16 protein-coding genes are annotated in these 16,249 nt (G+C 64.7%); 9 read left to right on the top strand and 7 right to left on the bottom strand.

Features of this window, described 5'->3' with window-relative positions; translation table 11 throughout:
- Nucleotides 1-4: 4 nt before the first annotated feature.
- Both BRAS3843_RS33830 and BRAS3843_RS33825 read right to left on the bottom strand, forming a co-directional pair.
- Entirely contained in the window at nucleotides 5-1,144 is a 1,140-nt protein-coding gene (locus BRAS3843_RS33830) for an MFS transporter (RefSeq protein WP_008973733.1), read from the bottom strand.
- A gap of 341 nt (nucleotides 1,145-1,485) precedes the next feature.
- The gene (locus BRAS3843_RS33825) at nucleotides 1,486-2,262 is read right to left on the bottom strand and encodes a DeoR/GlpR family DNA-binding transcription regulator (protein ID WP_035983695.1); all 777 of its coding nucleotides are present in this window, start codon (nucleotides 2,260-2,262) and stop codon (nucleotides 1,486-1,488) included.
- A 363-nt stretch (nucleotides 2,263-2,625) separates the two neighbouring features.
- Here BRAS3843_RS33825 and BRAS3843_RS33820 point away from each other — a divergent pair, with 363 nt between their 5' ends.
- Entirely contained in the window at nucleotides 2,626-2,994 is a 369-nt protein-coding gene (locus BRAS3843_RS33820; protein ID WP_035983694.1) for a hypothetical protein, read from the top strand.
- 418 nt (nucleotides 2,995-3,412) lie between these two features.
- Here the strand turns inward: BRAS3843_RS33820 and BRAS3843_RS33815 are convergent, their stop codons facing one another.
- Nucleotides 3,413-5,014 carry a DUF3300 domain-containing protein gene (locus tag BRAS3843_RS33815; protein WP_008973729.1) on the bottom strand — a complete coding sequence of 534 codons (1,602 nt, stop codon included), beginning with the start codon at nucleotides 5,012-5,014 and terminating at the stop codon, nucleotides 3,413-3,415.
- Between the two features lie 878 nt (nucleotides 5,015-5,892).
- Between BRAS3843_RS33815 and BRAS3843_RS33810 the strand changes: the two genes are divergently transcribed.
- The 6 genes from BRAS3843_RS33810 (at nucleotide 5,893) to BRAS3843_RS33785 (ending at nucleotide 9,516) form a co-directional block, all read left to right on the top strand.
- Nucleotides 5,893-6,123, top strand: coding sequence for a hypothetical protein (locus BRAS3843_RS33810; RefSeq protein WP_008973728.1), 231 nt, complete (start codon nucleotides 5,893-5,895; stop codon nucleotides 6,121-6,123).
- Nucleotides 6,124-6,274: 151 nt separating this feature from the next.
- On the top strand, nucleotides 6,275-7,225 hold the full coding sequence (locus tag BRAS3843_RS33805; protein WP_050886581.1) for a 2-dehydro-3-deoxygalactonokinase: 951 nt from the start codon (nucleotides 6,275-6,277) through the stop codon (nucleotides 7,223-7,225).
- Between the two features lie 2 nt (nucleotides 7,226-7,227).
- Complete coding sequence (locus tag BRAS3843_RS33800; protein ID WP_008973726.1) at nucleotides 7,228-7,866, top strand: 2-dehydro-3-deoxy-6-phosphogalactonate aldolase; 639 nt, start codon at nucleotides 7,228-7,230, stop codon at nucleotides 7,864-7,866.
- Between the two features lie 107 nt (nucleotides 7,867-7,973).
- Nucleotides 7,974-8,654 (top strand): phosphatase PAP2 family protein, encoded by a 681-nt coding sequence (locus BRAS3843_RS33795; RefSeq protein ID WP_008973725.1) that lies wholly within the window; start codon nucleotides 7,974-7,976, stop codon nucleotides 8,652-8,654.
- The gene (locus BRAS3843_RS33790; RefSeq protein ID WP_008973724.1) at nucleotides 8,651-8,998 is read left to right on the top strand and encodes a DUF3147 family protein; all 348 of its coding nucleotides are present in this window, start codon (nucleotides 8,651-8,653) and stop codon (nucleotides 8,996-8,998) included. The genes BRAS3843_RS33795 and BRAS3843_RS33790 overlap by 4 nt, the downstream gene beginning before the upstream one ends.
- Nucleotides 8,995-9,516, top strand: coding sequence for a DUF3147 family protein (locus BRAS3843_RS33785; RefSeq protein WP_139025056.1), 522 nt, complete (start codon nucleotides 8,995-8,997; stop codon nucleotides 9,514-9,516). Before BRAS3843_RS33790 ends, BRAS3843_RS33785 begins: the two co-directional genes overlap by 4 nt.
- A gap of 72 nt (nucleotides 9,517-9,588) precedes the next feature.
- On the opposite strand, the gene BRAS3843_RS33780 is transcribed toward BRAS3843_RS33785, so the two are convergent.
- Nucleotides 9,589-12,249: an alpha/beta hydrolase fold domain-containing protein gene (locus BRAS3843_RS33780; RefSeq protein WP_008973722.1), complete on the bottom strand. Its 2,661-nt coding sequence runs from the start codon at nucleotides 12,247-12,249 to the stop codon at nucleotides 9,589-9,591.
- A gap of 274 nt (nucleotides 12,250-12,523) precedes the next feature.
- Between BRAS3843_RS33780 and serA the strand changes: the two genes are divergently transcribed.
- Both serA and BRAS3843_RS40065 read left to right on the top strand, forming a co-directional pair.
- A complete protein-coding gene (gene serA, locus BRAS3843_RS33775) occupies nucleotides 12,524-13,771 on the top strand; it encodes a phosphoglycerate dehydrogenase (protein WP_008973721.1) in 1,248 nt (415 codons plus the stop codon).
- A gap of 18 nt (nucleotides 13,772-13,789) precedes the next feature.
- Complete coding sequence (locus BRAS3843_RS40065) at nucleotides 13,790-14,260, top strand: TOBE domain-containing protein (RefSeq protein WP_008973720.1); 471 nt, start codon at nucleotides 13,790-13,792, stop codon at nucleotides 14,258-14,260.
- Here the strand turns inward: BRAS3843_RS40065 and BRAS3843_RS33765 are convergent.
- From BRAS3843_RS33765 to BRAS3843_RS33755, 3 genes are read right to left on the bottom strand one after another with little or no spacing between them, the layout of a single operon-like run.
- A complete protein-coding gene (locus BRAS3843_RS33765; protein WP_008973719.1) occupies nucleotides 14,169-14,591 on the bottom strand; it encodes a LysR family transcriptional regulator in 423 nt (140 codons plus the stop codon). The genes BRAS3843_RS40065 and BRAS3843_RS33765 overlap by 92 nt on opposite strands.
- Nucleotides 14,588-15,178: a DUF2478 domain-containing protein gene (locus BRAS3843_RS33760; RefSeq protein ID WP_035983687.1), complete on the bottom strand. Its 591-nt coding sequence runs from the start codon at nucleotides 15,176-15,178 to the stop codon at nucleotides 14,588-14,590. Before BRAS3843_RS33760 ends, BRAS3843_RS33765 begins: the two co-directional genes overlap by 4 nt.
- A gap of 11 nt (nucleotides 15,179-15,189) precedes the next feature.
- Entirely contained in the window at nucleotides 15,190-16,050 is an 861-nt protein-coding gene (locus BRAS3843_RS33755) for a xanthine dehydrogenase (RefSeq protein WP_008973717.1), read from the bottom strand.
- Nucleotides 16,051-16,249 lie beyond the last annotated feature (199 nt).

The raw sequence follows: 16,249 nt of genomic DNA, 5'->3' as shown, positions 1-16,249 counted from the left end.
CCGCTCAGGTCTGCGCGGCGCCGGCGCGATGCGCGGACAGCGGCACGATGGTGAGCAGCGCGGCCAGCATCCAGAATGCCGTCTGCAGGCTGGTGAATTCGGCGACGAAGCCGATGGCGGCGGGGCCGAGCAGCACGCCGGCATAGCCGACCATGGTCACTGCGGCGACCGCGAGCTCAATCGGCATCCGCGTCTGCGTGCCGGCTCTGCGGAACAGGATAGGCACGAGGTTCGACGCGCCGATGCCGATGAGCAGAAAGCCGGTCATGGCCAGCGCGGCGACGGGAACGGTGAGCAGGACGACGAAACCGGCGATTGCGATCGAGCTGCCCCAGAACAGCGCGGCGCGGTCGCCGATGCGGCTGACCACGGCATCGCCGCCGAGCCGGCCTGCCGTCATGGCGATCGAGAACAGGATATAGCCGATCCCCGCTTGCGTCTCGGGCAGATGCTTCGTGCCCGCGAGCAGCAGAGCCCCCCAATCGAGCATCGCGCCTTCGACCAGAAACATGACGCCGGCCAGCGCAGCCAGCAGCACGACAAAGCCATGGGGGATCACGATCAGTGGTCCTGCCTGTTGCGGCGATGCGCGCAGGAGCCGCGGAGCGGCGAGCACCATCGCCGCGCCCATGAGACACGAACAGAGGACCGCGCTGACCAGGGCGTCGACCTGCATTGCGAGCAGGAGCGTCATCAATCCGGAGCCGGCAAAGCCGCCGATGCTGAACTGCGCGTGAAAGCCGGACATCAGCGGCCGGCCTTCCGCGCGCTCGACCTCGATGGCATGGATGTTGACGGCGACATCCAGCGAGCCCAGCGCGGCGCCGAAGGCGAACAGCGCGGTGCCCAATGTCGCCGGCGTCGCCGCAACCGATAGCAGCGGCAGCATGGCGGCAAGCCCGAGGCCGCTCGTGATGATGATCGGCTTGCTGCCGAAGCGCGCACTCAGCACGCCCGTCAGCAGCATGGCCGCCACGGAGCCGATGCCGAGGCAGAGCAGCAACAGCCCGAGTGTCGCATCGTCGACCGCGAGATGCTGCTTGGCGAACGGCACCAGTGGCGCCCAGCCCGCCAGGCCAAAGCCTGCGACGAAAAATCCAAGCCGCGTGGCGAGCTTGGCGGCGCGCTGATCAGGAGACGACATGATGAACTCTCACGGGAGAACGCAGGGTGATATGGTGTGTCAGCGAGTGGGATGTGTTCGCTGCCTCACAGTGCAGGCAAATCGCAGATGGCCATAGCGCTTCGGGGCCTCATGGTTCGAGACGCGCGGCTTCGCCGCGCCCTCACCATGAGGGTCTGTCATTTTGCCGCGAATTAGGCCCTCGTCCTGAGGAGCTCGTCGGAGGCGAGCGTCTCGAAGGACGGCCGCGGAGGAGATCGTTGGCCTTTGTTTCTCAGGCGATCGCGCTGCGCTTGTAGGGGGAGGTTGGAGCGAACAAGCGCTATAGGCCATCGCGGTGCGGCAGCACTGGTCGATCGCTGTCATCTCGGCGGTTCCGCCTTCAGGATGGAGGCGCCGGCCTTGGCAAAGGCCTTGAGCTGTGCGGCGGGCGCATCGTGCTCGACCACGAGGCATGCGATATCCTTGTTCGCAGCGACGCGATGCGGCGCGCGCGTGTCGAGCTTGTCGGTCGTAGCCAGCACCACACTCTCGCGGCTGACCGAGAGCAGGGTGCGCTTGAAGGCGGCATCGGACAGGTCGAACGCACTGACGCCGCCCTTCGGTGACACCGCGCAGGCGCCGAGAAAGCACCGGTCGATGTTGAGTTGCGTGATCGCCAGCACCGCGCCGGCATCGACGCAGCCGCCGACCACGGGATTCACGGCGCCGCCGATCATGATCAACCGAAGGTCCTTCCGCCGCAGCACCGCGGCTGCGATGTCGATCGAATTGGTGGCGACCGTGAGCTCGGCCTCCTCCGGGAGGAATTCAGTCAGCGCCAGGTTGGTGCTGCCATTGTCGAGAAAGATGAACTCGGCTGGCTTGATCGTTGTTGCCGCAGCGCGGGCCAGCGCGCGCTTGCGCTCGCGGCCTTCACCGATGCGCGCCGCCATTGGGGACAGGCCGGGAGTGATCGGCAGTGCGCCACCATAGACGCGGCGACAGCGTCCCTCAGTCGCAAGCGCGCGCAGATCGCGCCGGATCGCGTCTTCGGAGACGTCGAATTCGGCGGCCAGCGTTGCCGCAACCACGGCCTGTCCTTGCGCCAGGCGGTCGGCGATCACGTCCCGCCTCGCCATCGGAATTTGCTCTGACATGGAGGGAGCCTATCATGCACGAACAAGAATAACAACGTGCATAAACATGCATGGCTCCCTTGCGTCCGGCCCTACGCCTCCGCTGCCGATCGAGGCGTCCCCATCGCTCGCTGTCGATCCGCTTCGTGGTCGAAAATGGGCCGCAGCCGACACAAGCTTTGGCCCCGACATTTCAAATCAACGCTAATCAATTACCGCGTAGTCAGTCCAATCAAGCTCTGACCAGGACGCTAGGGCCGCCCACAGGACGGGTGTCCGGAACGTCCATCCCTAACAATTGTTACAGCTGAGCATCAAAGTGGTGTCTCACTTGGTGCGGCGAGTGATGACGAACCCGACCGTGTGCGATACGAACACCTTACAATGACCAACCGTCGTAATCCCAACGTCGAAACTGCAGCGCAGTATCTGGTCTGGGCGCTGGAGGAGATCGAAAGGGCCGGACGTCCGAACGCTGCCCACCACGCCCGCCTTGCCTTGGAGGAGTTGGGCGGTGTCCTCTCAGCACGTCGCGAAGCTGAGGTGGGGCACGATGACCGAATGACGAGACACTTTGCAAAGGAAGCGAAGCGATTTCTCGATAAAGCCGATGAAGCCGCACAGTTGGCTGAATTGGCAAACAGCGCATCCAGACGTCAGGCCCTTTTGAAGATCGTAGAAGTCTACAGGCGCACAGCGCAACAGATGGACCAACTTGTCGGAGGCGTAGAACGCCGGACCACAAGGAAATAGTCGACACGACTGTTCGGGGCGGCTCTCGTAAACTCCGGACAATCCGCGCGGCTGTTTTCGTAGTAGGCACGTTCTGGCTCAAGATCGGATGATCGAGCGGTCCTGCAATGGCCGCTTCGATCCATTGCGGCTGAGCATTGCCTGCCGAGAAGCAACAAAGTTAGTGCGCAGAGAGATGTCGATGCGCTCATCGATGAAATTTCCGGTGTCATTCGCACAGCCATGTCGAATTGCCTGCCGCGCGGTGGGCTGCGATCAGACGGCGCATTGAGCGGGCCGCCTTCGAGGCGCAGCCAAATCGCCCCGTCTGCAAGCGGAGGGCCGACGCGCAGGGCACGCCGCCCCTCAGCACGCACGGCGACCGAAAGAATGCCGTCGTGGACAAGCAGCCGATGACAGCCGACCAATCTGCGGCTGGCTATGGGGTCATGCTTCGCGGCAGCCCCGTCGTCATTGGCAACAGGCTTCCGGAAACGACCCAATCGTCATACGACCGGAGCTTGAGACCGAGCCGTTCGTAGTGGACGCGCAAATAGCCGTCTCTGCCCTGCGTGACCGCGTCGGGTCGCACTGTCTGCACTTCCTGCGCAATCACCCCGACATAGAACTTGTCGCTGCCATTGTAGGCGAAGCGGTAGTAGCCAAGACCGTTATCGAGCCAACCGAGCAGCATGACATCATGCTTGAGGTTGATGTCCGAGCGGCGCCCGCCGCCACGGCCGCCACCACCTCGAAAGCCACCACCACCGCCGCCCCGAAAACCACCGCCGCCGCGAAATCCTCCACCACCGCGGAAGCTCCCGCCGCCCCGGAAGGCTGCCGCGCGATGTCCGCCGCCTGCGAACCGCGCTCCACCGCCGCGTCCCGCCGCGGGTCTGAAATGCGCAGCTCTGGAGCCTCCGCGGTGCGCCGCGCGACCACCTGACCTAGCAGACCTTGCGTGCCTGGCGGCCGCCGAGCGGTTACGCGCTTGACGATTGCCGGCCGTTCGACCAGCGCCTGCCTGCCTGTTTGTCGCTCGGCCGCGGTCGCCGCGTTGGGCCCGATCGCCTGCGTTCGGACGATTGGCGCCGGCCGCCAGTCCCTGCCGGTTGCCACCGGGCCGTTGATTGGCATTGCCAAACCGCTGTTGCAGGTTTGCATTGTTGTAGCGCACGCCCTGTCGGTGCCTTGCGTTGTGCTGCCAGTGCTCAACGCGCGCACCGCGATTGATGTCGATCGCGCCGCCACCCCAGTTGACCCGGCTGCCGCCCCACCATCCACCGCTGCCCCAGTAGCCGCCGGTGGTCCATCGTCCCAGTGCGTAGGCCGCACCGAAGGCCACACCGGTTGCGATGAGGCCGGCGCCGATGTAGCCGGGATAGCCCCAGTAATAGGGATAGGCAGGATAATCAGAGTAGGGCCAGTCGCCGAAAACCACCTGCGGCTCGTAATATGGAACGTAGATGCTGTCCGCTGATGCGGGTTCGATGGTGATGAACCGTCGGCTCTGCTCGTCCCTTACGGTCACCTTCTGCTGTTGCGTCGTGACCAGCTTCTGTCGGTCGTAGGCTTTCGCACGCAACCGCTGCACAGCGTCCATCACGTCTTGCTGCTGTGCCAAAAATGCCTCGCCGAGCTTTTGCGTCCATTCGAGGTGCTCATGCATCATCTGGAGCACTGAGGGCGTCGCTACCAGTGCCTTGACGCTCGCGTCCCAGTCCTGTTTCTCCGCGCTGGTCTTGACGGCATCTCCCTTGAGGTCCTTGTTCTGGTTCATCCAGCGATCTGCGCGTACCACCTCAAGCGGATAGGTCGATGCCATCAGCACGTTCGACAGCAGAGTATCCGGATACAACGCGATCGGCGCGACCAGCGCGTCGAGTTCGGCGGGCTTGAGCGTCTGCTGCTCGGGAACTGGCGAGGGGGCGCTACTTGGTGTCTGGGGCGTCGTATCCCCAGTCTGTGCTCGAGAGGGCGTACTTGCTTGCAACAATCCAACAAGGGCACATAGCCAACAGATCGTTCGAAGGAACCGCATGTCGCACGTCTCCAAGGTCCGCAAGGATCTCTGAACGGACGTGAGTGATGGCGATGCCGATTTGACATAAATCAAGGGGACACAGAAATTCTCCCAGCGCCTTAGTTCGCAAGCGCTAATCCTTATGTGTCTCCGCGCGAGGACGAACGGCGGTGGAGATAGTCCCCCGCCGCCCGTGCGCTCAATCTCGATGTCGCTACGCGTTGCGCAAAAAAAGAAAATTCGTCTTTGGTTCCAACCTGATTCTCTCTGTCCAGACCTCCCGCGAAAAAGATTTCGATTTCTATTTTTCAGAAAACGTGGTTGTCTAGCGGCATCCCGCCTCGTGCAGAGGGACGTATCGCGGTCGTCACGAACGTGGAGGCGGGGAGCGGTGGGCATGTCGAATTGCAGCGCATTTCTCGCGCGGACGAACAGTTCGACATGCACGGTCAAGTCGCGCGGTCCTGATCCTCCGACGCTAGGATTCCCGCGCAGCGCGCGAGAGCGCGTTGTCGCGTACGGTGGCCAGACAGCCCGGCGCACCGGGGAGAACGCGAAGCAGCCGTTAAAACCATCGCGCAGGGAAGGTCGGGATGCCTTGGCCAAACCTGTGGTACCTGCCGCCTGCATTTTTTTCCGCAGGCGGGCCATGGGGGCGGCAAGCTCCCGGCCTTCCCTGCGCCCTCTCGTTTCAGAGGGCAGCTCACGACCCATCATTCGGGCGCGCAACGCGCCGCGAAGACGACGAGGCGCGTCCTGCTTCCGGTCACGCCGGCGCGCGCCTTCTCAACTTCATGCGACGGCGGAAATAACACGGCGGCTCACTTCGTATTCTCCCGTTGAGCGGGGCATCCCGGTGATGACACCGCTGGTCGAACCAACAAGGAGACATGAACATGACAATCGAAAAGATCGGATACGTATTGCTCGTTACCGCAGCCGCGGCGTTTCAGGCGTCGCCCGCGCTCGCAGCACACCACGCGGGTGCTGACATGATGACGCATGACGTCTGCCGCTACCGCGACCATGAAGGATATGACGCCCTGCGCATGCGCCAGCCATGGCACCCTATGACCATGCCGTCTCGCGACATGGTTGACCCCTTTGCATCATTGCTGCTGGGATAGGGATGCGGCGGAGATATGGCGCTCTGCCACAGCCGCCGCAGGCAACAGCCGTTCAGCGGAACTCGATCGCCAAGGCTGCCGCGCGGCAGGCGCGGCTTGACCTTTCGTCGAAATGAGGCTGGATGCGGAAGCTGCCGACCGGCGGCAGCAGATGAGGAGAATTGAGGTGATCGCAGAGCAGGCCGACGGCGCCGAGCCCGCCTTTCTCGCCATCGATTGGGGCACGTCGAGCTTTCGCGCCTGGTTGATGTCGGCTGCGGGCGGCGTGCTTGCGGAAAGCCGCAGCGGCGAGGGCATGCTGCATTGTGCCAGCAGCGGCTTTGCGCCCGTCTTGCGTGATCATCGCGCCAAGCTTGGCGCGCCCGACGATTTGCCGGTGCTGATCTGCGGCATGGCGGGCGCGAAACAAGGCTGGGTCGAGGCGTCATACCTCAAGATCCCCACGCGGCTCGACGCTTTGCATGAAGGCGCCGTCCGCGTCGACACGCCCGGCGATGTCCGCATCCTGCCCGGGCTTGCGCAGGCGCGGGCCGAGCAGCCGGATGTGATGCGCGGCGAGGAGACCCAACTGCTCGGCGTCACCGAAGCTGATTTTACCGGGCTCGTCTGTATTCCCGGCACCCACAGCAAATGGATCCGGATCGAGGCCGGACGCGTCGCCGAATTTACGACCTATATGACTGGCGAGCTGTTTGCGGTGATCTCACAGCACAGCATTCTTGCGCATGCCGTGGAGGCGTCGGCTTCGCCTGCGAGTGAGAGCGGAGCGTTCCGCGAAGGCCTTGCCACGACGCGAGCCGTGCCGAGCGGCCTGACGGCTGCGCTGTTTCGCGTTCGGGCTGCGCAACTGCTCGGCTTTGCGCAGCGCTCCGATGGCGCTGCGATGCTGTCGGGCCTGTTGATCGGCACGGAGCTTGCCGACGTTGCGCAACGATTTGCTGCCGCGCGAACCGTCCGTCTGATCGGCACAGGCGGGCTCGGCGAGCTCTACCGGCAGGCCTTGACCAGCGCCGGCCTTGACGTGACCGTCCTCGATGCCGAACAGGCGTCGCGGCAAGGCCTTGCCAAGGCCGCTTTGCAACTCTGGGGAGCTCAGTTCTAGATATGACGCAGCCTGTATCCTGGCCCAACGTGAAGCGTGCGCTGGTTGCCATTTTGCGCGGCGTGAAGCCGGATGAAGCGGAGGCGATTGTCGGGGCCTTGATCGAGACCGGCTTCGAGCTGATCGAGGTGCCGCTGAACTCGCCTGATCCTTTCATCTCGATCGAGCGTCTGTGCAAACGCTTCGGTGGCGATGTCTATATCGGCGCCGGCACCGTGCTCAGTGCTGCCGATTGCGCCCGTGTCGCCGACGTCGGCGGCCGCCTGATGGTCAGCCCGAATGTCGATCCGGACGTCCTTGCGACGGCGGTCGCGCGCGGCATGGTGACCATGCCCGGCGTGTTCTCGCCGACGGAAGCGTTCTTGGCGCTGCGCGCTGGCGCGTCCGCGCTGAAGTTTTTTCCGGCCTCCGTCCTGGGACCTTCCGGCATCGCGGCGCAGCTCGCCGTGCTGCCGAAGGGCGTGGTGGTCGGCGCCGTCGGCGGCGTGTCGGACAAGAATCTGGCCGACTATGTTGCGGCGGGCGTTCGTGCGTTCGGCCTCGGCTCCAGCCTCTACAAGCCCGGCATGACGGCCGAGCAGGTGCGTGACACGGCACTCGCCTCGGTGCGCGCCTACGACGCCGCGATGCAGGGCAAATGAGGTGAGCTGGGCGTCGGAGCAGGGGCTGCGGCGCGGAACTTGTGTGACATTTTTGTGAAACATCTTTGCCGTGCGGGCGTTGGAAGGGAACCTCTGAAACCCTCACGGTGCCTGTGTTGAATTTGTTGAAGCAGCTGAAGGATTCGCCGCGCGGCGGCATGATTGCCAAAGCTCACCCGAAGCCCCTGCTGCGGGTGCAGCCCACCGCGCCCGATCTCGTCATTGCGGATGCGATCGCGCATCACGCGCGGCCCGTGCCCGAAAAGCTCGGGCGGGCTCTCTCTTGGGGCGCCGACGAGCATGTGCTGCTCGCGCTGGCCCTGGTGGGCTGGCTTGGTGCGCGCGGGCAGGACCGATCCATCCGCCGTGTGTCCGATCACATGCTGCTGCTGATCGCTGCGGCATCAGCCCTGCCGCATCTGATGAAGCGCTACATCAATCAGACCCGCCCCGATCGCGAGACCGTGCTCGGCCACCTCAACGGGGTGTCCTTCTCCGGCAAACGCGAGGATGCGTTCCCTTCCGGCCATGCGCTGCATATGGGAGCGGTCGCCTCCGCAGCTAGCCTGCTGCCGCCGCGACCTCGCGCATTGGTCCGCGGCATCGCGGTCGGCCTGTCGCTGACGCGGGTGCTCATTCTCGCGCACTGGGCAAGCGACGTGGTCGCCGGCTTCCTGATGGGCGCGGCGCTCGATCGCCTGTTGCGGCCATTCACCGGCTGTCCGTCGCAGCTTCCACGATCGAGACAGGCAACCGTGGCGCCGAGCAAGCCGGGGAGGCGGTCATGACCGAATATCTCATTCGCTTTGTCATCGGCGGTCTCGTCGTTTCCGCGTTCGCGGTGCTCGGCGACGTGCTGCGCCCGAAGAGTTTTGCCGGCCTGTTCGGCGCGGCGCCGTCGGTCGCGCTGGCAACACTCGGCATCGCAGTTGCTATCCACGGGACCGACTACGCGGCCATCCAGAGTCGCTCGATGATGTTTGGCGCCATCGCGCTCGCGATCTACTGCATCGTGGTCTGTCAGCTCCTGATGCGCGCGCGCATGCGCGCACTCTCGGCGAGCCTGCTCGCCATCGCCATTTGGTTGATCGCTGCACTCGGCCTGCAGGCGTTGTTTCCGGGAGGCGCCTGATGCTGGTCGGCGTCTCGCTGTCATCGCTGAAGGAGGGCCGCTGGTACGAGCATGTCGTCCGCTTTGCCCTTGGCGGCGCCGCGACGGTTGCGACCGGACTGATCGCCCGCGGCTTCGGGCCCGCGCTCGGCGGCCTGTTTCTGGCGCTGCCCGCGATCTTCTGCGCGAGCGCCACGCTGATCTGCTCGCATGAGATCCGGCGCAAGCGCGAAGCCGGCCTGGTCGGCGTCAGACGCGGGCAACAGGCTGCCGCATTGGACGCGGTGGGCGCCGCGCTGGGCAGTCTGGGCATGTTGGCGTTTGCCGTTTGTTTCCTGCTGCTAGTCCGCCACAGCATCGCCGCAGCCTTCGTCGCCGCATCGGGCGCGTGGCTCGTTGTTTCGGTCTGCGCCTGGTGGGCCCGTCAGAAATGGCGGATGGCGATGCATCGCCGCGCGGCCGGAGCCTCCAGAGCCGCGCGCGATCGTCTGCATTCACGGCCCAAATCATTGTCGCAGGTGGAGGCATCACAGCATTGAGCGCCGTCGAGCCCATGCGTGCGAACGACGGCGCCCTGCAGTTTGTTGAGAGCCTGCAGGGCGCCTCGCTTATCAGCTCGCCGCGGCGTGGATTTCCGGCGCGGCGCTGGCGGTCTCGTCTTTCGATCGCGCGAACACGGCCAGCGCCTCGGCCATCTGGATGCGGCCGCTGACGCCGGTGATGACGACGTCGACCATCGTGAAGGACGAATGGAAGTGACCATGCGCCTTCAACTGTCCGACGGGAACGCCGGCCGCTGCCAACGCCTCGGCATAGGCGACGCCTTCATCGCGCAACGGATCGAACTCGCAAGTGACGATATAGGCCGGCGGCAAGCCAGCGAGCTCGCCGCGCAGCGGCGCGACGCGCGGATCGGTACGATCGGCCGGCGAGCAGTAGATGTCCCAGAACCAGTACATCAAGGAGCGCGTCAGGAAGTAGCCAGTCGCGTTCTCCTCGTAAGACGGACGATCGAAGCGGCAATCCGTCACCGGGCAAACCAGCAGCTGCCCGCCGATCTCCGGTCCGCCGCGGTCGCGCGCAAGCTGGCAGGTCACCGCGGCGATGTTGCCGCCGGCGCTCCAGCCGGCCACCAGCAGCGGGCCGTCGCGGCCGCCGAGCTCAGCGGCGTGTTCGGCGACCCAGCGCGTCGCCGCATAGCCGTCTTCCGCCGCGGCCGGAAAGCGGTGCTCCGGCGCGTGGCGGTAGCCGACGCTGACGAAGATCATGTTGGCGCGGCGACACATGTCGCGGCAAAACGGATCATCGGACTGCTCGTCGCCGAGCACCCAGCCGCCGCCATGGAAATAGACCACGATCGGATGCGGTCCCGGCGTGGCTGGACGATAGAGCCGATAGGGCAGGGGACCCTCGGCGCCCTGCAATACGCCATCCCGGACCTCGCCGACCGGCCGACCCGGCGGGCGTGCTGCATTGAACTGCGTCACGAAATCGCGTGCGCCCTGCGCGCCGAACGACTCCAGCGGCGGCAGGTTCATCTCGGCCAACATGTTCAGCACCAGCCGCACGTCCGGTTGCAGCCGGACGATCTCGCCGTCGTTGCATTGAGTGGCGCCGTTCGGGCCGGTCAGCTTGAAGCCGAGCATGCCGCGGCTGACGATCTCGTTGCAGATGCTGCGATAGGGGCCGACGCCGCCCGTGTAAGGCATGACGCCCTGCGGTTTGCCGGGCACGTTGGCGCCCGTGTACCAGGTGTTGGCAAGTCGATGCAGCGTCACCATCGAGCAATCCGCCATGTGCCGCGCCCAGCCGGCCTGCGCGGCCTCGGTTGCTTCCATCGTGGTGAAGCCAGACTCGCGCATCGCGGTCAGCCGATCGACCACCCAGTCGACATGCTGCTCGATCGAGACCGCCATGTTCGACAGCACCGACGGGCTGCCGGGGCCGGTGATCAGGAACAGATTTGGGAAGCCGGCAACGGTCAGGCCGAGGTAAGTCTCGGGGCCATTCGCCCAGAGATCGGACAGCGACTGGCCGCCGCGCCCAGTGATCGGATGCACGGCCCTGATCGCGCCGGTCATCGCGTCAAAGCCGGTTGCGAACACGATGATGTCGATATCGAAGCTGCGCTTCTCTGTCGTGATGCCGGTGGCGGTGATCGCGGTGATCGGCTCCTGGCGCAGATTGACCAAAGTGACGTTCGGCCGGTTGAACGTTGCGTAGTAGTTGGTGTCGAGGCAGGGCCGCTTGGCGCCGAACGGATGATCGTGCGGGGTCAGTGCGGCAGCGGTTTCGGGATCCTTGACGATCTCGTGGATCTTCTCGCGGATCAACTCGGCTGCGAGGGCATTGCCATCGGGATCGACGCCCTGGTCGGCCCAGAGCTGGGTCAGCATGCCGACGAGGTCGCCGGAGGCCCACAGCTTCTCGAAGCGAGCCCGGCGCTCGGCCTCGCTCATCTGCCAGCTATATTCGGTTGCAGGTGGCAACGGCACGCCGGTGAGCGACCAGCGTGCCTGTTCGCGGAAGGCGGCGCGATCCTGCGCGAACTGAGTGGCGCGATCGTCCGGTACCGGCCCGTTATGGGCGGGCATGGCGAAATTGGGCGTGCGCTGGAATACGACCAGCTGCGCCGCCTGCTCTGCAATCACGGGAATCGACTGGATTCCGGACGATCCGGTGCCGATCACGGCGACGCGCTTGCCGGCGAGTTGCACCTCGTGCTTCGGCCAGCGGCTGGTGAAGTAGATCTCACCCTTGAAGTCGGTGACGCCATCGATCTCCGGAGGCTTCGGCTGCGACAGACAACCGGTCGCCATGATGTAGTGGCGACAGGAGACGGCAGGTCCCTTGTCGGTGGTCAAAAGCCAGCGCTCGCTGGTCTCGTCCCACTTGGCCTCGACGACCTTGGTGCCGAAGCGGATGTCGCGGCGCAGATCGTAGCGGTCGGCGACGAAACCGAAATAGCGCAGGATCTCAGGCTGGGTGGCATATTTCTCCGACCACTGCCAGGCGGTGTCGAGCTCGGGGTCGAAAGTGTAGCCGTAATCGATGGTCTGGATGTCGCAGCGCGCCCCGGGATAGCGGTTCCAGTACCAGGTGCCGCCGACATCGTCGGCCGCATCGAGAGCAACAGCCGAAAAACCGGCCTTGCGCAGCCGATAGAGCGTGTAGAGACCGGCAAAGCCAGCACCGACCACCGCGACGTCGACCTGTTGGGTCTCGCCGTGGATGGACTCCGGAGCACGTGCCGCGACCATTGCGTCAGACATCCGATTCCTCCCGATGATTTTATGGTTGATAGGAGGCTAGTTCTGCGCGCCGGGTTTGTCATCAGCCGAAAGGGCAATCTATGATTGCTGCATTGCGATCTGATCCTTGCGGCGTCGATTTTGCATTGCCGGTGAAAATCGGTCGCGCGTGTAGACAAGCGCTTGTGAAAGCGACAGAAAGCGCCTTGCGGCGGTGCCGTTCACGAAGTTTAACGTCGCACGCCCGTCAGAATCGCTACACTGTCGCAAACCGAAGACTGATTCAGGTACGCCCATGCCGCTATCGCTGCCGAAACAAAAGATCCGCGTCCTGCTTCTGGAAGGTGTGAACGACTCGGCCGTCCGCATGTTCGAGGCCAACGGTTATACCGAGGTCGATCGGCTGCCGAAGGCGCTTGGCGCGGCTGAGTTGAAGCGGATGCTGTCCGGCGTGCATATGCTTGGCATTCGCTCGCGGACCCATCTCACGGCAGAGATTCTGGAGGCCGCCGACCGGCTGATGGTCGTTGGCTGCTTCTCGGTCGGCACCAACCAGGTTGATCTCGACGCGGCGCGTCGGTTCGGTATCCCCGTGTTCAACGCGCCATATTCCAACACGCGCAGCGTGGCCGAACTCACCATCGCCGAAGTGGTGATGCTGCTCCGCCGGATCTTCCCGCGCTCGGTCTCGGCGCACGGCGGCGGCTGGGACAAGTCGGCGGCTGGCAGCCGCGAGGTGCGCGGTAAGACGCTCGGCATCGTCGGCTACGGCAATATCGGTTCACAATTGTCGAACCTCGCCGAAGCCATGGGCATGCGCGTGATCTTCCATGATCTCACCGACAAGCTCCGCCACGGCAACACCGAGCCGGTCGAAAGCCTCGATGATCTGTTGGCGCAGAGCGACGTGGTCTCGCTGCACGTGCCGGAGACGCCGGCCACCGCCAACATGATCGGCGAGCGGCAGATCAGGCACATGAAGGACGGCGCTTATCTCATCAACAATTCGCGCGGCACCGTCGTCGATCTCGACGCGCTCGCCAGCGCGTTGCGCGAGGGCAAGCTCGCCGGGGCCGCGGTCGACGTGTTTCCGGTCGAGCCGGCTTCGAACGCTGATCCGTTCGTCTCGCCGCTGCAGGGCTTGCCCAACGTGATCCTCACCCCGCATATCGGGGGCTCGACCGAGGAGGCGCAGGACCGGATCGGCGGCGAGGTCGCGCGCAAGCTGATCGATTATTCCGATGTCGGCTCGACCTTCGGCGCGGTCAACTTCCCGCAGGTGCAGCTGCCGGCGCGCCCGACCGGCACGCGCTTCATCCACGTCCACCGCAACGTGCCGGGCGTGCTGCGCCAGATCAACGAAGCGGTGTCTCGCCATGACATCAATATCCTGGCGCAATATCTGCAGACCGATCCGGAGGTCGGCTATGTCGTGCTGGAGACCGACGTGGTCGGCGGCGAAGGCGAGGCGCTGCTGGCCGAACTGCGCGCCGTCGAAGGCACGATCCGGGTCCGCGTGCTGTATGATCACGACCGGCCGTGAGGCCCGAGGCCCATGGCGATGACTGGTCATGGTCCATCGGCTTCCGTGGTTCTCTCGACGACCGTGCCGGCGCGGGTGCTGCGGCACGACCCGCAATACGGGATGTCGACGCTGTTCTTTGCCGATGGCGAATTGCGGGTGCCGGTGGTTGATGCGCCGGTCGACGCCGGCGTCTCCGTCACGATCGAAGCGCGCGACGTCTCGATCGCATTGTCACGGCCGATGGATGTTTCGATCACCAATCGGCTGCCCGGCCAGATCGAAGAGATCCTGCCACTGGAGCCGCCTTATGTCCGTGTCACCTTCGATCTCGGAACCACCCGGCTGCATGCGCTGGTGACATTGGAATCGGTCGAGCGTCTGGCGCTGGAAAAAGGCTTGTCGGCCTGGGCGATGATCAAGAGCGTCGCGATCGGGCCCGGCGCGGTTCGGCCTTCGGAGCTGCCTCGGCCGCGCCACTGGCCCGCTTCTGATAGTCCGGATCGGTAGCCTTCTGCAGTTCGCCAAGCGCGGCCGCAGTGGCGGTCCGCGTGCGTCGCTCCATCGAGCGGTACAGCGCGATCAGCCGCTCGCCGAACGCGGTGATTTCCGCGCCGCCGCCGCGCCGACCAGGAAAGGTCTCGAACACCGGCGTCTCGAAGGTGCGGTTGAGCGCATCGACCATCAGCCAGCATTTGCGGTAGGAGATGCCGCTGGCCCGCGCCGCGCCGAGAATCGAGCGTTCCTTCCTGATCGTCTCGATCAGCAGCAGATCTTCCGGCGTGAGGCGGCCGCCATTGTTGAAATTGATCGTCAGTTCGATCTGCGCTGCGCCCTTCATCCCGTGCCGATCCAGTCATTGACCGGTTTGATCATGTCACGTGCATGAGGGGCTGTCACCACTTGGCGCGACCAGGCATTGATCCAGCCGGGGCGTTGCGCGACGTCTGCCTGCACGCATTCGCCAAGCTCGCCGGCGAAGTTTCGCCACTCTTTCGTCAACGCGGGAGAGACCGACGTAATGATCGGCAGCCCTGCGGCAATCGCGGCGCCGAAGGCGTCGCTCAGGCCGCGGCCGAGTGCTTCCTGCTTGCCGAACTTGCTCAGGATGACGATGTCGGCGCCGCGCGCGATATGGTCCTGCACGGCGGCGCAAGCCAGCACCAGCCCTTCCGGATCGAGATTGCACGCCTGCGAGCCGGGACCGAGATCCTGCGAGATCGAGAACAGGCGGCCATCCTCAAGGCTGCGCAAGGCCATGGACTTGCAGGGATGGTCGCTATCGGCTGCACTCTCGACCACGCCGGCGACGCGCAGGCCGGTGTCGGTGAGTTGCGCGGCGAAGTCGCGCAACAGGCCCTGGATGATTGCGGAGGCAGCGCCTTGCAGCGCCACGATCTGGCACGTCGCGATCTCGGCAATACTCATGGCAGTTCTCCTCATACATGGGCGGAGACGCGGCCCGCCTTATCGTTCTGCATCATGCTGGTGACTGCCGCGACCGTGCTGGTCGCGATGGCATGGCCGCGCTCGTCGATGCCGCTCCACGATGCGTGGCGTCCGCGCGGATCGATCTCCAGCAGCTTGACATTTGCGGACACACGCGAGCCATCGCGGACGATGCCGCGGAGCGCGCCGTCGAGCGGCGCAAACACCGGCGCGCCGCTGAGAGAGCCGAGCTGCAGCCCTTTATAGACGCGTGTTCCGATATCGACCGGCGTATGCCAGACGCCCTCATGATCCGAATAGACAAAGCGTTCGCGGCCCGCATCACCAAGACTGCGCGCCTTGCCATCCGCAAGCTGCGTCGTGCCATGCGAAACGACCGTTCCGGTTGCGCAGGGATGCGTCTCGATCGCCACGTCGCAGTTGAGACCGACCGCAAAGCGCGGCCCGATCCCGACCGCGATGCCGGCGACGCCGCGCAGGTCCGGCGTGGTGAGATGTTTCTGCATCCGCGCGTCGACGATCACCGCGGGATAGCGGAAGGCGATGATGTCGGTCAGGTGCATCTCGGTCACCGCAATGCGGTCGCCCTCCCGGTGAATCCGCGCAATGTCGGCGACTGCGTCGGCGCGCACGGCGACGACTCCGGCAAGCTCGCGATGCTCACCGAACAGCACGTCGTGAAACGCCATGCCGCGGCGGATCACCGGCGGGAATGCGTCGTAACACATCACGACTGCAAACCGCGCGTCACTCAGCTTGCTCGCGACTGCGGACGCGATCTCGTTTGTGCCAAGCACAAGCGCGAGGGGTTTGGGTGCGTTCGGATGCCAGGTGATGGCCGCGGGCTTCATCGGGGGTCCTCGTGTTGCGAGAACCGTCGTAGCAAGCGGCGCGCCAGTCTCCCGAACCGATTTCAACCACTTGAGTTCTTGCAAGAAAATCCAGTTCTGCCCCGCTCGCAAGGTTTTCAGCTATATTGTTCAGTATATAACAATGCATCCTATATTGTCGCGGATATAACAGCGCGAAGCGGCACTGTTCATGAGAGGG

The organism is Bradyrhizobium sp. STM 3843 (assembly GCF_000239815.1).
Classification (GTDB): domain Bacteria; phylum Pseudomonadota; class Alphaproteobacteria; order Rhizobiales; family Xanthobacteraceae; genus Bradyrhizobium.
Note: the sequence above shows the minus strand (reverse complement) of the source record. Positions and strands in the feature narration are given on the sequence as shown.

Excerpts from the sequence above, each read along its gene's own strand:
- BRAS3843_RS33830 (WP_008973733.1), bottom strand. The coding sequence starts at position 1,144 with ATGTCGTCTCCTGATCAGCGCGCCGCCAAGCTCGCCACGCGGCTTGGA.
- BRAS3843_RS33825 (WP_035983695.1), bottom strand. The coding sequence starts at position 2,262 with ATGTCAGAGCAAATTCCGATGGCGAGGCGGGACGTGATCGCCGACCGC.
- BRAS3843_RS33820 (WP_035983694.1), top strand. The coding sequence starts at position 2,626 with ATGACCAACCGTCGTAATCCCAACGTCGAAACTGCAGCGCAGTATCTG.
- BRAS3843_RS33815 (WP_008973729.1), bottom strand. The coding sequence starts at position 5,014 with ATGCGGTTCCTTCGAACGATCTGTTGGCTATGTGCCCTTGTTGGATTG.
- BRAS3843_RS33810 (WP_008973728.1), top strand. The coding sequence starts at position 5,893 with ATGACAATCGAAAAGATCGGATACGTATTGCTCGTTACCGCAGCCGCG.
- BRAS3843_RS33805 (WP_050886581.1), top strand. The coding sequence starts at position 6,275 with ATGAGGAGAATTGAGGTGATCGCAGAGCAGGCCGACGGCGCCGAGCCC.
- BRAS3843_RS33800 (WP_008973726.1), top strand. The coding sequence starts at position 7,228 with ATGACGCAGCCTGTATCCTGGCCCAACGTGAAGCGTGCGCTGGTTGCC.
- BRAS3843_RS33790 (WP_008973724.1), top strand. The coding sequence starts at position 8,651 with ATGACCGAATATCTCATTCGCTTTGTCATCGGCGGTCTCGTCGTTTCC.
- BRAS3843_RS33780 (WP_008973722.1), bottom strand. The coding sequence starts at position 12,249 with ATGTCTGACGCAATGGTCGCGGCACGTGCTCCGGAGTCCATCCACGGC.
- serA (WP_008973721.1), top strand. The coding sequence starts at position 12,524 with ATGCCGCTATCGCTGCCGAAACAAAAGATCCGCGTCCTGCTTCTGGAA.
- BRAS3843_RS40065 (WP_008973720.1), top strand. The coding sequence starts at position 13,790 with ATGACTGGTCATGGTCCATCGGCTTCCGTGGTTCTCTCGACGACCGTG.
- BRAS3843_RS33765 (WP_008973719.1), bottom strand. The coding sequence starts at position 14,591 with ATGAAGGGCGCAGCGCAGATCGAACTGACGATCAATTTCAACAATGGC.
- BRAS3843_RS33760 (WP_035983687.1), bottom strand. The coding sequence starts at position 15,178 with ATGAGTATTGCCGAGATCGCGACGTGCCAGATCGTGGCGCTGCAAGGC.
- BRAS3843_RS33755 (WP_008973717.1), bottom strand. The coding sequence starts at position 16,050 with ATGAAGCCCGCGGCCATCACCTGGCATCCGAACGCACCCAAACCCCTC.